Origin of the sequence: Corallococcus sp. RDP092CA (assembly GCF_041903675.1) — a bacterium.
Lineage (GTDB): Bacteria > Myxococcota > Myxococcia > Myxococcales > Myxococcaceae > Corallococcus.
On record NZ_JAYESI010000019.1, the window covers coordinates 66,321 to 80,607 of the forward strand.

The 14,287-nt window shown below is 72.5% G+C and carries 9 protein-coding genes; 2 read left to right on the forward strand and 7 right to left on the reverse strand.

Translation table 11 applies throughout. From position 1 onward, the window contains the following. Positions 1 to 35: 35 nt before the first annotated feature. A complete protein-coding gene (ltaE, locus tag U8525_RS20835; RefSeq protein ID WP_374268029.1) occupies positions 36 to 1,061 on the reverse strand; it encodes a low-specificity L-threonine aldolase in 1,026 nt (341 codons plus the stop codon). A 35-nt stretch (positions 1,062 to 1,096) separates the two neighbouring features. Here ltaE and nth point away from each other — a divergent pair, with 35 nt between their 5' ends. Next, positions 1,097 to 1,807, forward strand: coding sequence for an endonuclease III (gene nth, locus U8525_RS20840; protein ID WP_374268030.1), 711 nt, complete (start codon positions 1,097 to 1,099; stop codon positions 1,805 to 1,807). Here the strand turns inward: nth and def are convergent. The 6 genes from def to galU all read right to left on the reverse strand — a co-directional run bounded on the left by def (position 1,804) and on the right by galU (position 13,357). Further along, positions 1,804 to 2,331, reverse strand: coding sequence for a peptide deformylase (def, locus tag U8525_RS20845; protein WP_374268031.1), 528 nt, complete (start codon positions 2,329 to 2,331; stop codon positions 1,804 to 1,806). The genes nth and def overlap by 4 nt on opposite strands. Positions 2,332 to 2,384: 53 nt before the next feature. After that, on the reverse strand, positions 2,385 to 8,390 hold the full coding sequence (locus U8525_RS20850) for a response regulator receiver protein (protein WP_374268032.1): 6,006 nt from the start codon (positions 8,388 to 8,390) through the stop codon (positions 2,385 to 2,387). A gap of 16 nt (positions 8,391 to 8,406) precedes the next feature. Continuing rightward, positions 8,407 to 10,800 carry a primosomal protein N' gene (gene priA / locus U8525_RS20855; RefSeq protein ID WP_374268033.1) on the reverse strand — a complete coding sequence of 798 codons (2,394 nt, stop codon included), beginning with the start codon at positions 10,798 to 10,800 and terminating at the stop codon, positions 8,407 to 8,409. Between the two features lie 193 nt (positions 10,801 to 10,993). Beyond that, positions 10,994 to 11,602, reverse strand: coding sequence for a glutathione S-transferase family protein (locus U8525_RS20860; RefSeq protein ID WP_374268034.1), 609 nt, complete (start codon positions 11,600 to 11,602; stop codon positions 10,994 to 10,996). A gap of 100 nt (positions 11,603 to 11,702) precedes the next feature. Then, complete coding sequence (locus U8525_RS20865; RefSeq protein WP_374268035.1) at positions 11,703 to 12,455, reverse strand: hypothetical protein; 753 nt, start codon at positions 12,453 to 12,455, stop codon at positions 11,703 to 11,705. Further along, the gene (gene galU, locus U8525_RS20870; RefSeq protein ID WP_374268036.1) at positions 12,452 to 13,357 is read right to left on the reverse strand and encodes a UTP--glucose-1-phosphate uridylyltransferase GalU; all 906 of its coding nucleotides are present in this window, start codon (positions 13,355 to 13,357) and stop codon (positions 12,452 to 12,454) included. The genes U8525_RS20865 and galU overlap by 4 nt, the downstream gene beginning before the upstream one ends. Before the next feature lie 60 nt (positions 13,358 to 13,417). Between galU and U8525_RS20875 the strand changes: the two genes are divergently transcribed. Further along, a complete protein-coding gene (locus U8525_RS20875; RefSeq protein ID WP_374268037.1) occupies positions 13,418 to 14,287 on the forward strand; it encodes a hypothetical protein in 870 nt (289 codons plus the stop codon).

The window sequence follows — 14,287 nt, forward strand, 5'->3', positions numbered from 1 at the left end:
CGGGAGCCTGTCCCCGGGTCCCGAGGGACCGTCCGCTAGCTGGCGAAGGCCCGGCGGACGCGCGCCAGGGCGTCGTCGATGTCCGCGGCGGACACGTCCAGGTGGCACACGAGGCGGAGGGAGTGCGGGCCGGTGGGGTTGGCGAGCACGCCCTGCTTCCGGAGCAGCGCGGAGGCCTCCGCCGCCGGACGCACGAGGTCCGCGAACACCATGTTCGTCTCCACCCGCGACAGGTCCACCTTCACGCCCGGCACCTGGGCCAGGCCCTCCGCGAGCCGGCGCGCGTTGGCGTGGTCCTCGGCCAGGCGCTCCACGTGGTGCTCCAGCGCGTACAGCGCCGCCGCCGCGAGGAGGCCTGCCTGCCGCATGCCGCCGCCCAGCCGCTTGCGCAGCCGCCGCGCCTCGCGGATGACGTCCGCCCGGCCCGCGAGGGCCGAGCCCACCGGCGCGCCCAGGCCCTTGGAGAAGCAGACCGACGTCGTGTCCGTCAGCGAGGCCCACGCGGAGGCGGGCTTCCCGGCCGCCACCTCCGCGTTGAACAGCCGCGCGCCGTCCAGGTGCACCGCGAGCCCGGCCTTGCGCCCCTCCTCCACCACCGCGCGGAAGCGCTCCACCGGCCACACCGTGCCGCCGCCGCGGTTGTGCGTGTTCTCCAGCGACAGCAGGCGCGTGCGCGGGTTGTGGACGTTGTCCTCGCGCACCGCCGCGGTGACGGTCTCCGGCTTCAGCAGGCCGCGCTCGCCCGGCAGGGGGCCCGGCTGCACGCCCCACAGCGCCGGCACCGCGCCGCCCTCGTACTGGAGGATGTGGCTGCCCTCCTCCGTGAGGACCTCATCGCCCGGGCGGCAGTGCGCGCCGATGGCGATTTGATTCGCCTGCGTGCCGGAGGGGACGAAGACGGCGGCCTCCAACCCGAGCCGCTCCGCCACGCGCTCCTCCAGCCGGCGCACCGTGGGGTCCTCGCCATAGACGTCGTCGCCCACCTCCGCGTCGGCGATGAGCCTGCGCATGGCGGGCGTGGGCTTCGTCACGGTGTCGGAGCGGAAGTCGATGGGCTTCATGGTTCTCCTCGCTGCGTGGAGGTGGGTGCCCCACCATGGCGCTTGGGCGGGGCCGCCCCGTGACATACAACGCCCGCGTGGCCCGGCGAGAGACAGTGGCGGAGAAGCGGCAGCGCGCGGTGGCGGTCCTGGACGGTCTGGAGGCAGCCATGCCGGACGCCCGCATCGAGCTGGACTACCGGACGCCGCTGGAGCTGCTGGTCGCCGTCATCCTGTCCGCGCAGTGCACCGACAAGCGCGTCAACCTGGTGACCCCGGCCCTGTTCGCCCGCTTCCCCGACGCGCAGGCCTACGCGCGCGTCGAGCCGGCGGACGTGGAGCCCTTCATCCGCACCTGCGGGCTGTACCGCGCGAAGGCGAAGAACATCGTCGCCACGGCGCGCGCGCTGGTGGCGGAGCATGGCGGGCAGGTGCCGCTGACGCGCGACACGCTGGCGCAGCTGCCGGGGGTGGGGCTGAAGACGGCGGGCGTGGTGTGCATCCACCTGGGCGGCGACGCGGCCTTCCCCGTGGATACGCACGTGAAGCGGCTGGCGTACCGGCTGGGCTTCACGACCCACGAGGACCCGGACAAGGTGGAGAAGGACCTGCAGGCGCTGCTGCCTCGCGAGCGGTGGACGCTGGGGCACCAGTTGCTGGTGTGGCACGGGCGGCGCACGTGCTTCGCGCGCTCGCCCGCTTGCGGCTCCTGCGTGGTGGCGGCGAGGTGCCCGAAGAAGGGCGTGCGCGCCACCGCGAAGGCCTAGGCCGACGCCGAGGAGCCCTGCTCGCGCGAGGCCTTGAGCTTCTTCATGCGCTTGCGGATGAACTCGCGCTTGAGCGTGGAGACGTGGTCCACGAAGACGGTGCCGTCCAGGTGGTCCGTCTCGTGCTGCACGGCGATGGCCAGCAGGCCGTCACAGCGCAGCGTCTGCTCCTGGCCGTCCTCGTCCAGGTAGCGCACGGTGGCGATGGCGGCGCGGTCCACGTCCTCCGCCTCGCCGGGGATGGAGAGGCAGCCCTCCGTGTAGGTCGTCTCCCCTTCGAGCGAGACGAGCTCCGGGTTGATCATCGCGAGGGGCTTGGACTCCGGCTGCTGCGGCCGGGTGTCCAGGACGATGATGCGCTGGAGGATGCCCACCTGCGGGGCGGCGAGACCGACGCCCTCGGCGGCGTACATCGTCTCGAACATGTCCTTGATGAGCGCGCGGACCTTGTCGTCCACCTTCGCCACCGGCTTGGCCTTCTGCTTCAGGATGGGGTCGGGCCAGATGAGAATCTCGCGAACCATGGAGGGGACTCTTAACCCCTCCGGACCGCGACGGGCAACCGTTCCACCGGGCATCAGTCGAGCAGATTACGGGCGTACTCGCCCCGCAGACGGTCGTCGCCCAGGGCCCGGGCGGCCTCGGTCAACACCGCGCGGATCTGCTGCGCGCGGTGCTGGAGCGCGGGGTCCGGATGGCCGGCGAAGCGCAGCGGGTGGAACTCCGCGGCGAGCAGCGCGTAGGCCCGCTTGACCTCCTCGCTGCCAGCCGAGCGTGCGAGCCCCAGCACGGTGAAGTAGTCCGCGTCCTGGATCTCCTCGAACTTGGCCTCCAGGCGGTGCACGTCCAGCTCCGGGGGCAGGTCGCCCCGGGCGTCCTCCGACGGCGGGTGCAGCGCGATGAGGCCCAGCGTCCGCGCCACCGCGAGCGCCTTGAGCGCGCTGTCCTGTGGCAGGCCCGAGCCCAGGAGCAGCGCCTCCAGCGTGCGCTCTCCGTCCACGGCCTGGAGGAGCTGGAGCTCGCGGGCGGAGAGGCCGAAGTCCTCGGGGGCCATGTGCGCGTCGCCGCGGGAGACCTGGGCGCGCAGGGAGCCCGCCGCGTCCAGGAGCGACTCGGCGGTGAGCGTGTTGCGGAGCCCTTCCGCGAGCAGGTGCAGCGGCGGGCGCGTGGCGGCGGCGAGCGCCACCTCGTGGGGCGCGGGCTCCGGCACCAGGCGGTAGAGCGTGGAGGGCTCGGCGAGCGCGTCCAGGAAGACCTGCTCGGTGTAGCGCTGGACCAGGGGGACGGACTCGGCTTCGCGCACGTAGCCGCGGCCGCGCAGCGCCTCCAGCAGCGTGCCGGTGGTGGCGCTGCGCACGAGCCGCAGCTCGGCCTCCTGTCGCGCGTCGATGAGGCCGTCCGCGCGGGCGCGGTCGATGAGGGACTCGCCCTGCGCGGAGGACGCGGCGCCGACGAGGGCTCCGTCGCGCAGCCAGAGGACGCGCAAGGCGTTCATCACCTTGAGCTCCAGGCGCACCTCCATGCGCGCGTCGCAGAGCCGCAGGATGAGGCGCGCGAGGCCCTCCTGCGTGAGGCTGCCGCTGCGGGCCACCGCCATCTCCGGACGACCGGGCGATTCGAGCGGGATGAGCGTGGCGCGGGCCTGGGCCGCGGCTTCCTCCGCGTCCCGTTGGGCGCGGGCTTCGAGCTCCTGGCGCTCCCGTTCCGCCTGGAGGCGCTGTTCGACGGCTTCGGCTTCGAGCCGGGTGCGTGTTTCGCGCTCGCGGGTGAGCTCTTCTTTGAGCTGGTCGAGTTGGGTTTGCAGCGCGGCCCGGGCCTGCGTGAGGTCCGTGGATTCGGAGCGGGCGCGGGCTTCGGCCTCGGCGAGCGCCTGGGTCTCGGCGGCGAGGCGGGCTTCCGCGGCGGTGCGGGCCTGGGATTCGGCTTCGAGGCGGGCTTCGAGGTCCTGGCGGGCGCGGGCCTCGGAGTCGAGGCGGACTTCCAGCACGGTGCGCAGCCGACCTTCGGATTTGGCCCTGGCGATGGCTTCGGCGGCCTTCTCCTCGGCCTGGAGGGCCCGGGCCTCCGCGGCGGTGCGGGCCTGGAGCTGCTGCTCGGCGCTGGCTTGTGCTTCGGCGCGGGCCTGTTCGGCCTCGGCCACGCGGGTCCGTGCCTGTTCGTCCGCGTCCGTGCGGTCGTGCGTGGACTGCTCCGCGCGAGACTCCGCCTGGGCGAGGGATTGGGTGAGCTGCTCCGCGCGGGCCTGGAGCTCGGACTGCGTCCTCGCGAGTTCTTCCTCACGGGCGCGGGCCTGCGTCAGGTCCTGCGTGAGTTGCTCGATGCGCGCCTCGGCCTGGGTGAGCTGTTCCGCGCGGGCCTCCGCTTCCGTGCGCGCCTGGGCGAGCTGCTCTGCTTGGGATTCCGCTTCCGTGCGTGCTTGGGCGAGCTGTTCTGCTCGGGCCTCCGCGTTGGCGAGCGCCTGAGCAAGCTGCTCCGCGCGGGCTTCCGCTTCGGCTCGCTCCTGGGTGAGCTGCTCCGCGCGGGCTTCTGCTTCGGCTCGCTCGCGGGCGAGTTGATCTGCGCGGGCTTCTGCTTCGGCTCGCTCGCGGGCGAGTTGATCTGCTCGGACCTCTGCCTCGGCTCGCTCACGGGCGAGTTGATCCGCTTGGGCCTCTGCTTCGGCTCGCTCATGGGCGAGCAGCTCCGCCCGGACCTCTGCTTCAGCTCGTTCCTGGGTGAGCTGCTCCGCCCGAGCCTCTGCTTCAGCTCGTTCCTGGGCGAGTTGATCCGCTCGCGCTTCTGCCTCGGCTCGCTCCTGGGCGAGTTGCTCCGCCCGAGCCTCCGCCTCGGCTCGTTCCTGGGCGAGTTGCTCCGCTCGAGCCTCTGCCTCGGCTCGTTCCTGGGCGAGTTGCTCCGCCCGAGCCTCTGCCTCGGCTCGCTCCTGGGCGAGTTGCTCCGCTCGGGCTTCCGCTTCCGTGCGGGCCTGGATGAGCTGCTCCAGGCGGGCCTGGGCTTCGGCCTGGGACTGGGTGAGCTGGTCCTCGCGGTTCCCCGATTCAGCCTGGAGCTGCTGGAGCTGCTCGGCGCGCGCTTCGGCTTCGGCCCGCGCCTGCTTCAGCTGTTCGGCGGTGTCGGCAAGGGCCTTCTCGGCCTCGGTGGCTCGCGCTTCGGCCTGCGTCAGGGCCTGCGTCAACTGCTCCACGCGGGCCTCCGACTGGAGCAGGGCTTCGGCGGGCTGCGCGGCCTTGGCTTCGGCTCGCTGGCGGGCCTGCTTGAGCTGCTCCATCCGGGCGTTGGCCTGGCTCAGGGTCTCCGCGAACCGCGCCTCGTTCTGTAGCTTCGCCGCCTCTGCCTCTTCCGCTCGGGCCTGGACTTCGAGCAGGGCCTCCTCGGCCTTCGTGGCCCGGGCTTCCGCCTCGGCCAGACGTTCGGCGGTGGCTTCCGCGGCGGCGAGGGCCTCCTCGGCTTCCGTAGCGCGGCTTTCCGCCTGGCTCACCGCCTGGGCGGCCTGCCTGGCCTTGGATTCGCCCTGGAGCAACACCTGCGCCAGCTGCTGCGCCCGTGCCTCCACCTGCGCCAGGGCCTGCGCGGACTGCATCGCCTTCGCCTCGGACTCGGCCAGCGCCTGCGTGGCCTGCTGCACCCGCGCCTCCGCCTGGGCCAGCGCCTGCGCGGACTGCTTCGCCTTCGCTTCGGACTCGGCCAGTGACTGGGCCAGCTGGTGGGCTCGCACCTCCACCAGCGACAGCGCCTGCGCGGAGTGCTTCACCTTCGCTTCGGCGGTGGTCCGGGCCTTCGCTTCCGCTTCGGCACGGGCCTCTGCTTCGGCACGCCGGGCCTCCAGGTCCGCACGGAGCGCGGCTTCCGAGGGGTCGTGGCCATGCGCCTGCTCGGCTTCGGCGCGCGCGGCCTCGCGGGCCTTGGCTTCGGCCTCCGCCCGGGCTTCGGCCGCGAGCCTCGCTTCCGTCTCCGCTTCGAGCCGCGCTTCCACGTCGGCGCGCGCGGCCTGCTCCAGCTCGGCGCGGGCCTCGGCCTCCTCGCGCGTCTGCGCCTCCTGACGGGCGCGGGCCTCGGCCTCCTCGCGCGCCTGGACCGCCGCGGCGAGGCGATTCTCGAGCTCGGCGAGCTCCAGCCGGACCATCTCCGCGATGGCCTCGGCTTCGCGGCGGGCGCGCTCCTCATCCTCCGCGCGCGCTTCGGCATCCACGCGACCGCCGGCCTCCGCGGCGAGCCGGGCCTCGACCTCCGCGAAGGCCTCCGTCGCGGAGACAGCCCGGACCTCCGAGGCCGCATGGGCCGCCGAGGCCTGCTTCAAGAGGGACTCGGCCCGGACGCGAGCGTGGACCTCCGCCTCGGCCCTCACCTCCACGGCGCTCCGTGCCTCCACCTCGGCGTCCGCTTGGAGTCGGGCGTCCTCCCGTGCTCGCGCTTCGCCCGCGATGCGCTCCTCCAGCTCCACGCGGAGCGATTGCTCCGATTCGGCCAGGGCTTCCGCGTCCGCGGCCCGGGCCTCCGCCTCCTCGATGGCCGCGTGGGCCATCGCGAGCTCCTCTCGCAGCGACTCCAGCTCCGCGGCGAGCTCCGACGCCGGCGCGGCGGCGTCCGCGCGTGATGGCGTGGATTCGTCCTGCTCCTGGGCACGCGGCCGGGTCGCCCGTTGCAGGCCCCCCGGCGCCAGCAGCACCGACGATGGGGCCTGGACCTCCAGCCGGTTGTCCGTGCGCTCCTCGCGCGACGGGGCGGCGCCCGCTGCGGGCTCGTCACCCGGGCTCGCGGGAGTGCCTCCGGCGCTCGTGCCCGTCGCATCGCCCGCTTCCGGCTCAGCACCAGGCCGCGTGGACGCCCCCCCCTCCCCTGCCGCGACAACCGCTCCAGCTTCACTGCCCGAACGTGACGAGGGACCGCTGGCTCCCGGCTCGTTGGGAGGACGCGCGGACGCTCCAACTGCCCCCGCCACTCCGGCCTTGTCGCTCGGCCCCACCGCGGTGCCACCGGCGACCACGACCCCCACCGGGGCCTTGCCCGAGGAGCGCAGCGGCACGCGGGCCGCGACTCGCAGCGGCCTCTCCGGATTCGCACGCGACGCGACACCCTCGCTCGACTCCACTGCCTTGCCCGGCTTCGCGGCATCGCCGCTCGCGCGTGCATCCTCCGCCGGGCTCGTGGGCTCTGCCCACTGGAGGGGCCTGTCCCCCTCCGGCTTCACCTCGTCGACGGTTTCGGAGTCGAACCAGTCCGAGCCCACCGGCTTCGAGGTATCGGCCTCGGAGTCCTCCCGCTCGCGCGCCTCGGCGGAGGCCTTGAGCTCCGCCTCCAGCACATCCCAGTTCGACAGGCCGGCCGCCGCCAGCTCCTCCTCGGTCGGCTCGGAGGGCGCATCTGCCTCCGTCGCCTCGGTCGGCTCGGAGGGCGCATCCGCCGCTTCCTCCTCCCGCGCCACCCCTGCCCGCTCCGCCGCCGCCACGTCGTCCGCGACCGAGCCGAAGTCCGTCTCGTCCGGGTCTCCCACGCCGCCCGGCGACGTCCGCGCCTCCAGCTCTGGATCCGGCTCCAGCTCCTTCCACGCCAGCGGCGCCGAGCCGTCCGGCTCCGAGGCCTTCGCCGCCCCGCCGTCCTCGTCCGAGTCGACGTCGAAGAACCCCTCGTCCCCCAGCTTCGGCGCGGGCTTCACCGGCTTCAGCCCCGGCGGGGTGAGCCGCTCCTCGCGGAACGCGAGCTTCCCCTCCGGCGGCGCATCCTCCGCGCCCTCCTGGTTCGGGAACGGGAAGCGCAGCGTGGTGCGCGCCTCCGGCGAACGGCCCTCGGCCGCCGCTTCCGCGCCCGTCGGCTCCCCGTCCCACTCGGAGCCGATGCTCTCGTCCGGATCCTCCTCGCCCCACGCATCTCCGGAGTCACCCTCCTCCTCCGCCCCGGACTCATGCGACTTCGTGCCCACCGACAGCGCGGAGTCGATGGACGCGATCGCCTCCGACTCCACCTCCAGGTGCGCCTGCTCCAGCGCGGCGTTCACCGCCAGGTTGGCGCCGCGCTCGCGCTGCTGGCTCACGGCGTGCGCGCTGCGCTCCTCGCGCGTCATCGCCGCCACTTCCCAGTCCGTCTGGTTCAGCGGCGCCAGGTCCCCGAACAGCGCGTTCGCCAGCGCGGGGTCTCCGCCCACCGAGCGCGGCGACGTCACGTGCCAGGCCTCGTCCGAGGGAGCGCTCCCCTTCGCCGGCTCCGTCAGCGTCCGGTTCTCCACCACGCGCCAGCCGTCCGCCTCCGCCGGCGCGCGGATCAACGTGTCCACCAGCGACACGAAGCTGGGGCCGTCCAGGGGCAGCGGCGCCACCGGCGCGCTGAAGCCCTCGATGGCCTCACTCAGCAGCAGCACCCGCGCCTTGTGGCCGTCCGGGTGCAGCACCAGTTCCTCCAGCACCACGTGCCCGCGCCCGCTCTCCACGCCCGGCGCGAGCACGATGAGCTCCGGCAGGTGATGCCCGAAGGCGATGAGCGCGTCCGCGGCGGAGGTCGCGAGGATGACCTCGTGCCCTTCGCGGGACAGCAGGCGCCGGACCGCGGCGATGGTGGCGATGTCGTCGTGTACGAGGAGGACCGAGGCGCCCATGGGGGAGCCGGGGAGTCTACAGCATGGCCCCGGGATCCACGTCGATGACGACCTTCACCCCATGGGGGACATCCGCCAACGCCGCCTCCAGCCGGGCGAGCAATGGGGCGAGCGCCGCATGCGTCGGCGCCTTCAGGAGCAACTGCCAGCGCGTCTTGCCCCGGATGCGGGCGATGGGCGCCAGGGCCGGCCCCAGCAGTCGCACCCCCGCCGACGCCGGCGGCATGTGCCGCCCCACCAGGTTCCCCAGGAAGCGCGCCACGCCCGCCGTCTGCTCCGGGTGCTCCCCCTCCAGCCGGACGGCCGCCATGCGCGCGAAGGGCGGATAGGCCAGCGCCTTGCGCCACTCCAGCTCCTGCTTGGAGAACCCGTCGAAGTCGTGCGCCAGCACCCGCTTCACCGGCTCCGCGTCCGGGTTGTAGGTCTGCACCAACACCCGCCCCGGGTCCTTTCCGCGCCCCGCGCGCCCCGCCACCTGGGTCAACAGGTGGAAGGTCCGCTCGGCGGCTCGGAAATCGGGAATCGCCAGGGAGGTGTCCGCCATCACCACGCACACCAGCGTCACGCCCGGGAAGTCGTGCCCCTTGGCCACCATCTGCGTGCCCACCAGCACGTCGAGCTCACGCCGCGCGAAGGACGCCAGGAGCTCCGTCAGCTTCTCCGCGCTCGTCGCGGAGTCCCGGTCCAGCCGCGCCACGCGGGCGTGCGGCATCCGCTCCAGGACCTCCGCCTCCACGCGCTCCGTGCCGATGCCGAGCTTGAGCAGCGGGCCCGTGCACTCGCGGCAGTGGTCCGGCACCGGGAACGCCACGCCGCAGTAGTGGCACACCACCCGGTTCTGGGAGCGGTGGTGCGTCATGCACACGTCGCAGTCGTGGCACTTGAGGGACAGGCCGCACACCTCGCACAGGAGGATGGTGCTGTGGCCGCGGCGGTTGAGGAACAGGATGACCTGCTGCCCCTTGGCCACCGTCTCCTCCATGGCCTGGAGCATCTGCGGGCTCAGGATGGGCGCCTCCTCCGTCACCTGGCCCTCGCGCGGGCGCTCCACGCGCAGGTCCACCAGGTTGATGGAGGGCATGGGCCGGTCGTCCACGCGGTTCTTCAGCTCGATGAGCCTGTAGCGGCCGGAGCGCGTGTTCTGGAGCGTCTCCAGGGACGGCGTCGCCGAGCCCAGCACCACCACCGCGCCGGCCTGCTTGCCGCGCACCACCGCCAGGTCGCGCGCCTGGTAGCGCAGCTTCTCGTCCTGCTTGAAGGACGGGTCGTGCTCCTCGTCCACGACGATGAGCCCCAGGTGCTCCACCGGCGCGAACACCGCCGAGCGCACGCCGACGGCGATCTTCACCGTGCCCTTGCGCAGCGCCTGCCAGTGGAACAGCCGCTCGCGGTCCTTCAGCCCCGAGTGCAGCACCGCCACGTCCCCGCCGAAGCGGCTGCGGAAGCGCCCCACCAGCTGCGGCGTCAGCGCGATCTCGGGCACCAGCACCAGGCTGCCCAGGCCGCGCGCGAGCGTGTGCTCCACCGCGCGCAGGTACACCTCCGTCTTCCCGCTGCCGGTGACGCCGTGCAGGAGGTACGGCTGGAAGCCGCCCGCGTCGATGGAGGCCTGGAGCTCCCGCACCGCCGCGTCCTGCTCCGGGGTGAGGCGGTCCGGGCGGTTCTGCACCAGGCCCTCGCGCACGCCGGGCTGGAGCGTCACCTCCACCCACTTCACGAACTTGCGCGTGGCCAGCTTCTTCAGCGTCTCGCGCGCGCCGGGGATGGCGTGCGTCACCTCCTCCAGCGGCGCGCGCCCGCCCACCGCCAGGAGGTACTGGAGCACGGCGGCCTGCGCCGGGGCCCGGGCCAGCTGCGGGGGCACCTCCGCGACGAGCGCCTCCACGAAGAACTGGATGTCCGGCCTGGCCTCCTTCTCATCCACCGCGGTGGAGAGGCCCGGCGGCAGCGCGCCGCGGATCACCTCGCCCAGCGGATAGCGGTAGTGCTCGGCGGTGAAGCGCAGGAGCGCGATGAGGTCCGCGGGCAGGGACGGCGAGTCCTCCAGCACGCGCTGGATGGGCTTGAGCCGCACGCCGCCCTCCACGGGCGCGCTCGCGGGCCCCAGGTAGAAGCCCAGCGCCATGCCCCGCCCGAAGGGCACGAGCACGCGCTGGCCCGGGGCGAGCTTCTCCGAGAGCGCCTCCGGCACCAGGTAGGTGAACTCCCCGCGCACGGGGCGTCCCACGGCGACGGACGCAAGTTGGGCAGGGGTGGCGCTCACGGCGGGGCGCACTGTAGCGGCGCGCTCCCGTTGCGCCACGTCCCTTCCCACTTCCGCACGCCGCGTCCGCAACGGAAGGGAACCGCGCGAGGGAGCATCCGACGGCCCCTGCGGAAAACCACCCAGCGCGAAGTGCTCTTGCTCCATGACCGCCCTCTTGCCGCTGACTTCCCCGGCCCGCCCGTCCTGCACCCGGGATCCACTGTGCCCCGGGCGTCTGACATTCCGGGCCCCTGGGAAGCGCGAAGGGCCCCTCCCGCCCCGGAAGAGACAGGGGGCGGAAAAGAGGCCCGAGGCACCTTCCGCGTCCAGCGCGGAAGGCAGGGGGCATGCGAGGGGACTAGCGGCCGTGGGACTTCTTCACGGACGGGCGGTTGGACACGCGGTCCCACCAGGCCATCACGTTCTTGTACGGGGCCACGAGGTCCTTCTCCCCCACGGCGAAGAGGTACTCCATGTACGGCGCCCAGCAGACCTCGGCGAGCGTGAAGTCATTGCCCGCGAGGTACGGCCGCTTCGCCAGCTCCGCGTCGATGACCTCCAGCGGACGCTTCACGCCCTCGCGGCCCTTGGCGATGTTCTCCTCGTTGTGGGTGCCGAAGAAGCGCTCCATGACGATCTTCATCGCCGGGCCGGAGAAGTAGGACTGCTCCACGCCCATGAACTGCTCCATCAGCGCGTAGCCCCTGTCGTCCCTGGGCGTCAGCTGGGGGCCCGGCAGGGTGCGGTCCAGGAAGCGGGCGATGGCGCGCGACTCGTACAGGATGAAGCCGTCGTCCAGTTCCAGCGCGGGCACCACGCCAAAGGGCTGGCGCGCGAGGTGAGCGGGCGACTTCTGCTCGTGCTTCTGCAGGTCGATGTGGATGAACTCGGCCTCACGGCCCTTCTCCGCCAGGACGGTGAGGACCTTGCGGGTACACGTGCTCATCGGGTTGCCATAGAGCTTCATGCGAATCGCCTCCGCGCCAGGAATCGGGGGAATCCCGTTCCTGGAACGGGCGGGACTTTCACCGTCAGTCCCGCCCGCCGCAAGCGAATCGACACGGCGGCTACTTGAAGAGCGCGTCCGGCACGGCCGAGCGGTTGTCGCCCTTGAGCGCGGTGAACCGCACCACGCGCTGGCCCGCCTTCCACACCTCCACCGTGCGGGGCATCCAGTCCCCGGTGGCGGGCGAGGCGTAGTCCAGGAAGCGCACGTCCCAGGCCGCCCCGGCCGTGTCCGTGTAGCGCAGGCGCGCGGCCCGGAAGCTCTCCTTGTAGACCCAGAGCTGGGGCTTGCCCTCCGCCGGGTCTCCCAGCACGTAGGCCACGTCTCCGCCGAAGCGCGCGAGCGACGTGACCTTCGTGTTGACGCCCAGCCCCTGGAGGTAGGCCTCCTGGGCGACCCGGGTGTCCTGCGCGCTGCCCGCGTCCTGCGCGAGGAGGGCGCACACCTGGGCCACCAGCACGGACACGGCGGGCAGCTCCTTGCCCTCCACGCGCTTCCTGCCGGAGACCTGCACGGTGGCGGACTTGAGGCTGCTGTCGGGCGAGCTCACGTCGAAGCGGCAGCGGCCCGGAATCTTCACGGACAGCACGCCGTCGCCCTGGAGCTCCGGGCGGTCCGTGGGGACGTTGAGGGCGGCCCCCGCCTCCTGAACCCCCGTGGAGGAGAAGATGACGGAGCCCTCCACGCGGAAGGCCGCCAGGTGCTTCTCCTCCCGCGCGTTGGCCATGCGCCGCAGGATGGAGCCGCCGGGCAGCACGTAGGCGCCAGCGGCGAGGGAGGCGAGGACTGCGGATACGGCGATGAGACGCTTCACGGCTTCTCCGTCTTGACGACCTCGCGCAGGTACTCGAGGAGCCCTCCGCGCAGGTCAGGGCGCTTCAGCGCATAGGCGATGTTCGCCTTGAGGTAACCCACCTTGTCGCCGGCGTCGTAGCGCTGGCCCTGGAACTTGTAGCCCAGCAGACCTTCGGTCTTCTGGAGCGTGGCCAGGCCGTCCGTGAGCTGGATTTCGCCGCCCACGCCCGTGGTCTGCTTCTCCAGGATGGGGAAGATGGACGGGGGCAGCACGTAGCGGCCAATCACCGCCAGGTTCGACGGCGCGGTGCCCTTCTTGGGCTTCTCCACCACGTGGTCGATCTGGATGACGCCGTTGCCCAGGTCCTTGCCGGCGGCGATGCCGTACATGTGCGTCTCGCTGTCGGGCACCTCCATCAGCGCGATGACGGCCTGCTGGTGCTGCTGGTAGACGCGCGCGAGCTGGCCGATGCCCGGATCCTCCGGCGAGTCGATCATGTCGTCGCCGAGGAGGACGCCGAAGGGCTCGTCGCCGATGACGCTCTTGGCGCACAGCACCGCGTGGCCCAGGCCGAGCGGCTCCTTCTGGCGCACGCTGATGATGCGGACCAGGTTCGCGATGGCGCGCAGCTTGTCCGCGTCCGCCGTCTTGCCGCGGGCGCGCATCGTGGTCTCCAGTTCGAAGGCGATGTCGAAGTGGTCCTCGATGGCGCCCTTGCCGCGGCCGTTGATGACGACGACGTCCTCGATGCCGGCGGCGACGGCCTCCTCCACGATGTACTGGAGGGTGGGTGTGTCGACGATGGGCAGCATCTCCTTCGGCACGGCCTTGGTGGCCGGGAGGAAACGGGTGCCCAGACCGGCGGCGGGGATGACGCACTTGCGGATGAGCTTCGCTGCCTTCGTGTCGGTGGAGGACATGGGGCGGGGAATCTATTGGTGGCCCAGAACCCCAGCAAGCCGGATAGATTCCCTGAAGCCATGCCGCTCCGTGCCATCATCGCCGTCCTGTCGTTGACGCTGTCCGTGCTCCCCTTCGCCTCCCAGGCCGCCACCCCCGAACGGGCCGAGGAGCTGCGCGACGTCGCGAATGCACGCTCCCTGGGCATGGGCAACGCCTACCGGGCCACGGGCCTGGGTGCGGATGCACTCCTGGGCAATCCGGCGGCGATGGCGCTGTTCCCGGCCTACCGCATCGAGGGCACGGGGGCATACGACCCTCGGAACAAGGAGGGGTACCTGGGCATCAGCCTGGCGGACTCCAGCAGCGGCCGGCTGGCGCTGGGCGTGGACTACCACTGGCTGTCGCTGGGGCGCGGCGGGGCGCGGACGAAGTCGAGCTTCAGCACGCTGGCCGCGGCGCTGCCGCTGGGGCAGTCGCTGCTCATCGGCCTGTCGGGGCACTACCTGCGGCTGAACGGGCAGTCGCGCTTCGCCAACTCCATCACGATGGACGCGGGCCTGCTGTTGCGGCTGAGCGAGCAGCTGACGCTGGGCGTGTCCGGGCACAACCTCATCGACACGGACAACGTGGAGCTGACGCGCTACTTCTCCGGTCACGCGGCCTACGTGGGGCCGGCGGTGGTGGTGGCCTTCGACGTGCGCGGGGACTTCGAGACGCGCGACTCCGCGGTGTTCACGTACAACACGGGCGCGGAGTACATCCTCGACCAGACGATTCCGTTGCGCGCGGGCTACACGTACGACGGCTTCCAGAAGGTGTCGCGCTTGACGGTGGGCGCGGGCTTCATGTCGCCCGGGGGCGGCGGCGTGGACCTGGCGTACCAGCACGACCTGGGCGGGCTGAACGGGCGCATGCTGGCGCTCACGCTGCGGCTCCTGGTGCAGTGA

Excerpts from the sequence above, each read along its gene's own strand:
- ltaE (WP_374268029.1), bottom strand. The coding sequence starts at position 1,061 with ATGAAGCCCATCGACTTCCGCTCCGACACCGTGACGAAGCCCACGCCC.
- nth (WP_374268030.1), top strand. The coding sequence starts at position 1,097 with ATGGCGCTTGGGCGGGGCCGCCCCGTGACATACAACGCCCGCGTGGCC.
- def (WP_374268031.1), bottom strand. The coding sequence starts at position 2,331 with ATGGTTCGCGAGATTCTCATCTGGCCCGACCCCATCCTGAAGCAGAAG.
- U8525_RS20850 (WP_374268032.1), bottom strand. The coding sequence starts at position 8,390 with ATGGGCGCCTCGGTCCTCCTCGTACACGACGACATCGCCACCATCGCC.
- priA (WP_374268033.1), bottom strand. The coding sequence starts at position 10,800 with ATGGAGCAAGAGCACTTCGCGCTGGGTGGTTTTCCGCAGGGGCCGTCG.
- U8525_RS20860 (WP_374268034.1), bottom strand. The coding sequence starts at position 11,602 with ATGAAGCTCTATGGCAACCCGATGAGCACGTGTACCCGCAAGGTCCTC.
- galU (WP_374268036.1), bottom strand. The coding sequence starts at position 13,357 with ATGTCCTCCACCGACACGAAGGCAGCGAAGCTCATCCGCAAGTGCGTC.
- U8525_RS20875 (WP_374268037.1), top strand. The coding sequence starts at position 13,418 with ATGCCGCTCCGTGCCATCATCGCCGTCCTGTCGTTGACGCTGTCCGTG.